Genomic DNA, 6,944 nt, shown 5'->3' with positions numbered 1-6,944 from the left:
GATAGAGTGACAAAATATGAGCCTATCTATTTTGTCAAGAATTATTTGCAGATTTCAAAAACTACTTTTTGATCCTAAATGCTCTTACTTTTTAACCAGACCCTGAGGATTATGTGCAAAGGTCTTAATATCTGCGTTCTGATGTCAAGAAAAATCAGCCGGCGTTGCCGCTTGTGAGGATTTGCCCCGCATCGTCTGGCCAAATTGCCCGGCTAAACATTGGAAATTCACTGGCTCCGGTTATCAATACACTTCATCCGTAATGATTCCGTATTTGTACCGTATCGATAAGAGGAGCCAAGAAAGAAATGTATTGACAGTATTGCTTTGCCTGGCATTGTTTACGTACTGATTGTAACTGCATTTAATCATGGAAGTTAGGTATTTTTAAGTCATTTAGATTGGCTTAAGGTTTTCAGACAACAGGTTTCACGCCGCGCCCAATCGCTGATTGGTCCATGTCTTTCCGGTTGCAAGTAATTACAACGGGTACACTTCTGTTTATAAGTCCCATCAATTTGAGCAATTACCATTGTTTGGAACCAATTCAAGGAGAAGTAAGATGAATAAACAGCTTTTTCGGGTAGCATTGGTCTTGGTGGCAGTCACTGCCATCGGGATTTTTGGCTGCTGTCCGCCCACGGAACCTGATGATCAGACGGTCACCACACCCGTTTTCAGCCCCGTGCCCGGAACCTACGCGGATCCACTGAGTGTCAGCATCAGCTCTGCCACCACCGGAGCGACGATCGTATACACTACAGATGGCAGCGATCCTGTCGCAAATTCCACGGTGTACGCCAGCCCTATTCAGATTGCCGTTTCAACCACCTTCAAAGCAAAAGCTCTCAAACAGGGCCTGACAGACAGCGCGATCGCCAGCGCGACTTATACCATCATCGACGCTCCCGACCAGATGGTCTATGTTCCCGGCGGCACTTTCATCATGGGCAATACCCTCGGAGGTGGGGTTGCCAATGAACTGCCGACCCACAGCGTTACCCTGAACCCTTTCTATATCGGCCAATACGAGGTCACGCAGGCCGAATACGAGGCGATAATGGCTTCCAATCCTGCCCATGATCACGGTTTGGGAGATGATCACCCGGTTTACTATGTTACTTGGTACAACGCCCTGAAATATTGCAATCTGCGCAGTCTGGCAGAGGGTCTTACTCCCTGTTACACGATCAGCGGATATACCGACCCAAATGACTGGGGAGAGGTACCCAACTACAACAACGATACTTGGAACGCCGCCATTTGCAACTGGGACGCCGACGGTTACAGATTACCCACTGAAGCTGAATGGGAGTACGCGGCCAGGGGCGCCACCAACGATCCGGATCGTCTCTATGCCGGATCTGATGACATCAACGCCGTGGCCTGGTATTCCTTTAATTCTGGCTCTGCCACGCATCCCATGGGAGCAAAAGCTCCAAACGGCATCGGCGCTTACGATATGAGCGGTAATGTTTGGGAATGGTGCTGGGATTGGTTTTCCGACAGTTGGTATAGCATCAGTCCCGGCAACAATCCAACCGGGCCCGACAGCGGTTCCATGCGGCTGCTGCGTGGAGGAGGATGGGAAAGCGGTCCAGGTATTTGCCGGATCACGTATCGCCGTTCCTACTATCCTTATGGAAGCCAGAACGGCTTCGCCGGCTTCCGGGTCTGCAGGACAATCCAGTAAACTAATATGCAAACACCATGAAAAAGACAATATTGACCCTCTATTTCATTCTGTTCTGCCTGTTTCTGCTGGCTCAAATTGTGCCTCAAAACCTGATTATCACGAGAGATGGCAATTCTGTTGAACTCACATGGGATGAAGTATCCGGCGCCGATCATTACAATATCTACCGCTCCATCATTCCCGATGCCGACGTTTGGGGAGAACCTGTTGCGCAGGTATCCGAGCCATTCCATTCAGAGATTGCCAGCCCAGACAAATATTTCTACCGCGTGACCGCTGTGGATCTATCAGACGGACAATTTGCTTATGTCCCCGGTGGCACCTTCATCATGGGCGATACAATTGATGACGGAATAGGAAACGAAATTCCCGCCCACAGCGTGACACTGAGTTCATTCTTTATCGGCAAGTATGAAGTCTCCCAATCTGAATATTCGGCGATCATGGGCTCCAATCCAGCATCTGGTTATGGTGTGGGAGACAACTATCCCGTGTATGAGGTTTCCTGGTATTCGATGCTGAAATACTGCAATCTGCGCAGCCTGGCGGAAAACCTCTCCCCTTGCTACACAATCAGCGGCTCCACCAACCCCGCGGATTGGGGCATCGTGCCGGGTTCCAACAACGCCACCTGGAACATCGCCATCTGCAACTGGAACGCCAACGGCTATCGCCTGCCCACAGAGGCGGAATGGGAATACGCCGCGAGAGGGGCAACCACCAGCCCGGATTATCTCTATGCGGGTTCAAACAGCATCAATGCAGTGGCCTGGTATTATGATAATGCCGGCGGCTCCAGCCATCCTGTGGGGACAAAGGCTCTCAACGGCATCGGGACCTACGACATGAGCGGAAACCTATGGGAAGTATGCTGGGATTGGTATTCCACCAGCTATTACGGCAGCAGTCCCAGCAACGATCCAACCGGTCCTGTCAGCGGTACATACCGGGTGAAGCGCGGCGGCGGCTGGTTTCATACGGACTTCTACAGCCGGGTAGCTAATCGCACCAACTTCTACCCCAGCGGCAACACCCGCTATGACGGCTTCCGCCTCTGCAGAACAGCCCAGTAATACCATGGCTTCTTACCTTTTTCATGATCAATGCAGGTATGGATTTGCCGATCAAGTACTTAAAACCCCTTTTTCCCTTGACTGCACAGGCGAATGTTGTTTAGTGTGACCTGACCTCACAAACAGCATAAGGACACGTGTAAATGGTAGGAATAGTAAAGACATACACCACGATCGGCATCGACGGCCAGCTGCTCACGGTGGAGTGTGACAGCGCCGGCCAGATGTACAGCGTGAACATTGTGGGCATGGCCTCCAACGCCGTGAAGGAGAGCAAGGACCGCATTTTCGCCGCGCTCAGCAACTCCGGTTTCGAGGCCGCCATCAAGCGTTTCACCATCAACCTGGCCCCGGCCGACATCAAAAAGGACAGCGCCGCGCTGGACCTGCCCATCGCCATTTCCGTGCTGCAGAGCATCAAACAGCTGCCGGTGGAATACCTCAGCCAGACCGCCATCATCGGCGAACTCTCGCTGGACGGCAATCTGCGCCCCGTGAAGGGCGTTTTGCCCATCGCCCTGGCCGCCAAACGCGACGGCATGGACGCCCTGGTGCTGCCTTATGAAAATGCCGAGGAAGCCGCGATAATTGAAGGTTTGAAGGTGATCCCGGTAACCTCTTTGCGGGAGGCGGTGCTGTTTCTGCGCGGCGAGATCGAGATCAAGCCGGCAACGGTTGACCGGGACAAGATCTTCTCCGTGTTGAACGATTTTCCCCTGGACATGCACGACGTGAAGGGCCAATATCAGGTGAAGCGGGCTCTGGAGGTTTCCGCCGCGGGCGGCCACAACCTGCTGATGATCGGCCCGCCCGGCTCAGGCAAAACCATGCTGGCGCGCCGGGTGCCGACCATACTTCCGGAACTCTCTCTGGACGAAGCTTTGGAGGCCACCAAGATCCATTCCGTGGCCGGCTATTCCAAGCATTTCAAAAACGGCATTCTCACCACCCGTCCGTTCCGCGCTCCGCACCACTCCTGCAGCGAAAACGGCCTCGTGGGAGGGGGAACCTTCCCGCGCCCCGGGGAAGTGTCTTTGGCGCACTTCGGCGTGCTGTTTCTGGATGAACTGCCGGAATTCAAGCGCGGCGTGCTGGAAGTGATGCGCCAGCCGCTGGAAGATGGGGTGGTCACCATCTCCCGGGCCGCCACCAGCCTCACCTTTCCCGCCGACTTCATGCTCATCGCCTCGATGAATCCCTGTCCCTGCGGCTATTTTGGCGCCAACATCCCCAACCATCTCTGCACCTGCGAACCGGGCGCCATCGCGCGTTACCGCGGCCGGGTGTCAGGGCCGCTGCTGGACCGCATCGACATCCACGTGGAGGTGCCCAGCGTAAGCTACGCCGACCTCGCCAGCCTGCCTTCCGGAGACCGATCCGCCGACATCCGCGCCCGGGTGAACCAGGCCCGCCAGATCCAGCGCGCCCGCTACGCCGAGGAAGGCATTTTCTGCAACGCCCAGATGAATTCCCGGCTGCTGCGCAAATACTGCCAGCTGGACGCGGACAGCCAGGCCCAGATGCAGCACGCCATAGACCATTTGGGCTATTCCGCCCGCGTGTTCGACCGCATCCTGAAAGTCTCGCGCACCATTGCCGACCTCGAAGGCCAGGCCAACATCGACAGCGACCACATCTCCGAGGCCATCCAGTACCGCACCCTGGACCGCAAATACTGGGGCTGAGCGCTGTCACAGCAAAAAAAGGAAGCCAAGCCATGCCAAGATATTCCCTGATCTTGCCCGCGCTCGCGATTGCGGCGGTTTTGACCGCCCAGCCCTGGCAGCAGGACAACAGCGTGTTCAACCCCAGCGGCGTGCCCAGTTTCACCTTTTCCCAGCCGCGTTTCGCCGATCTGGACGCCGATGGCGACCAGGACTTCCTGCTGGGCGGCAGCAACAGCGCCCCCGTTTACATCAAAAACACCGGCAGCGCCAGTTCGCCCCAGTTCACGATCGGGGAAAACATCACCTCCGTGATCCCGGCCCTGAACGCGGAAATGGCGGACTGCGTGGATATCGATGCCGATGGCGACCTGGACGTGGTAACCGGCGGCTTCACCGGCCTGCACCTCTATCTGAACTCCGGAACCCCCTCGCAGCCTGTGTTGGCCGAACAGCCTGGCTTTTTTCCCGCCCTGGGGCTGGGATACAATCCCGTGCCCGATCTGGCCGACGTGGACGGCGACGGCGATCCGGACCTGGTGGTGGGGCTCAGCGAGGACGGCGGCGTGAGGGTTTACACCAACACCGGCACCCCCGCCGCGGCCCAGTTCAGCGCGGCAGCAGCGCAGACCCTGGGCGACATCGGCCTCTACGCCTATCCCGTTTTCTGCGACCTCGACGGTGACGGCGACCAGGACATCCTCTGCGGACGGGACGCGCACGGCTTTGTGTACTATCAGAATAACGGCAATGCCGGCAACCCTCTCTGGGAGGCTAATTCGGCCCTTTTCACCGGACTGGGCAACGCCACTTACTGGAATTCCCCCGATCTGGCGGACATCAGCGGCGACGGCCTGCCGGATCTGGTGTTCGGCACCGCGGACGGGCCCCTCTTTTACTATCTGAACATCGGAACGCAGTCCAGTCCAGTTTGGCAGGCCAACACCAGCCTCTTCGGCGGCGTGATCGATGTGGGCGGCGCCAGCAGCCCCTGGTTGCAGGATTTTGACGGCGACGGCGACCTGGACTTGATCAGCGGCAGCCAGCTGGGTTACATCAAATACCATGAAAACACCGGCACCATCTATGCGCCGGCCTGGAGCGAAAACAGCGCTTATTTCGCCAGCATCGACCACTCCATCTATGCCGCCGCGGCCACCGGCAACCTGGACGCTGACGGCCTTCCGGACGCCGTTGTGGGCGATCTGAGCGGAAACCTCTTCTTTCACCAAAACACCGGCACCGGCTTTGTGGAGCTTACCGGGGTCACGCCTCCGGCCGCGCTGGGAGGCTGGTCCGTGCCCCGCCTCGCGGATATGAACGGCGACCTGCACCTGGACCTGATCGTGGGCAATGAGGCGGGAAACCTCTATTATTACGCGAATAACGGCACAGCTCCGCTGCCTTCCTGGACCGCGGTGCCGAACTATTTTTCGGGCCTGGACGTGGGCTCCAAATGCTCACCCTGCCTGGGTGACATCGATGGCGACGGCGATATCGACCTGCTGGCCGGAAACCTTCAGGGCAACCTGACCTGCTGGCTGCGCGAGGGACACGGCTGGACGCAAAACAGCAGCATCTTCAGCGGCATCAGCACCGACCAGAACGCCGCCCCGGCCCTGGCCGACCTCGACCACGACGGCGATCTGGACCTCATCCTGGGCGATTACGACGGCACCTTCAGCTACTGGCGCAACCAGCTTTACTCCGGGGCGGTGCTCAATCCACCCCAAAACCCGCAACACCCGCACGGAGGACTGGTTTGGGACGCCCCCCAGGGCGGCAGCAGCTCGCCTTTTGAGGCTTACAGGGTTTATTTGAACGGAGAGCTTTTGGGGGAGACCACGCAAACGAACTGGGCTTTGCCCGGACTGGCTGGCGGCCAGCAATATACGGCGGCAGTAACGGCCCGATACACCGCGGGGGAATCCGAACCCGCCACGCTAAGCTGGACGGAAAACATCCACAACCCTCCCACCGGCCTGAGCTGGCATCCCCAGCCCGAGGGCGTTTTCCTGTTTTGGACAGCCCCCCAGGGAAGCACGGCCCAGCTGGAATGCTACAACATTTACCTCAATTCAGTGAGCCTGGGCTCCACTTTCATTCAGGAGTACGATCTTCAAGGCCTCGTCCCGGGCCAGGACTACCAGGTGGATGTCACAGCCTTCTACACGGACGGCGGTGAGTCCGAACCCGCGACGCTCAGCTTCATCTACACTTCCTCCGACGACAACGTGTTGCCCCCGCAGGCTTTGCGGATAAGCCCCAATCCCTTTTCTGGCTCCGCCAGGATAAGTTTCAGCCTCAAAGATGGACAACGGGGCAGCCTGGCCATCTATAACCTGAAAGGCCAGAAAGTGAGGGTTTTCTCCGAACTTGAGGCCGGCCCGATCAACTTGGTTTGGGATGGAACGGATGGCCGGGGACGCTCCCTGCCCCCGGGCGTATATCTTTGCTGTTTAAGCGCTAAGGATGGATCGCAGATGCTCCGTGTGGTGCTGATGAAGTAAC

Annotated in this window: 4 protein-coding genes; all 4 read left to right on the top strand. The window is 57.3% G+C overall.

Annotated features, from left to right (window positions below; translation table 11 throughout):
- Nucleotides 1–562 precede the first annotated feature (562 nt).
- The 4 genes from LHW45_09235 (at nt 563) to LHW45_09220 (ending at nt 6,943) form a co-directional block, all read left to right on the top strand.
- Nucleotides 563–1,693 carry an SUMF1/EgtB/PvdO family nonheme iron enzyme gene (locus LHW45_09235; GenBank protein ID MCB5285755.1) on the top strand — a complete coding sequence of 377 codons (1,131 nt, stop codon included), beginning with the start codon at nt 563–565 and terminating at the stop codon, nt 1,691–1,693.
- 17 nt (nt 1,694–1,710) lie between these two features.
- Nucleotides 1,711–2,769 (top strand): SUMF1/EgtB/PvdO family nonheme iron enzyme, encoded by a 1,059-nt coding sequence (locus tag LHW45_09230; protein MCB5285754.1) that lies wholly within the window; start codon nt 1,711–1,713, stop codon nt 2,767–2,769.
- A 143-nt stretch (nt 2,770–2,912) separates the two neighbouring features.
- Nucleotides 2,913–4,454 (top strand): YifB family Mg chelatase-like AAA ATPase, encoded by a 1,542-nt coding sequence (locus LHW45_09225; GenBank protein ID MCB5285753.1) that lies wholly within the window; start codon nt 2,913–2,915, stop codon nt 4,452–4,454.
- Between the two features lie 32 nt (nt 4,455–4,486).
- Nucleotides 4,487–6,943 carry an FG-GAP-like repeat-containing protein gene (locus LHW45_09220; protein ID MCB5285752.1) on the top strand — a complete coding sequence of 819 codons (2,457 nt, stop codon included), beginning with the start codon at nt 4,487–4,489 and terminating at the stop codon, nt 6,941–6,943.
- Nucleotide 6,944 lies beyond the last annotated feature (1 nt).

It is taken from the genome of Candidatus Cloacimonadota bacterium (assembly GCA_020532085.1).
Lineage (GTDB): Bacteria > Cloacimonadota > Cloacimonadia > Cloacimonadales > Cloacimonadaceae > Syntrophosphaera.
Note: the sequence above shows the minus strand (reverse complement) of the source record. Positions and strands in the feature narration are given on the sequence as shown.

Bases quoted from the DNA above. Each gene is read 5' to 3' on its own strand.
- LHW45_09235 (MCB5285755.1), top strand. From the start codon at position 563: ATGAATAAACAGCTTTTTCGGGTAGCATTGGTCTTGGTGGCAGTCACT.
- LHW45_09230 (MCB5285754.1), top strand. From the start codon at position 1,711: ATGAAAAAGACAATATTGACCCTCTATTTCATTCTGTTCTGCCTGTTT.
- LHW45_09225 (MCB5285753.1), top strand. From the start codon at position 2,913: ATGGTAGGAATAGTAAAGACATACACCACGATCGGCATCGACGGCCAG.
- LHW45_09220 (MCB5285752.1), top strand. From the start codon at position 4,487: ATGCCAAGATATTCCCTGATCTTGCCCGCGCTCGCGATTGCGGCGGTT.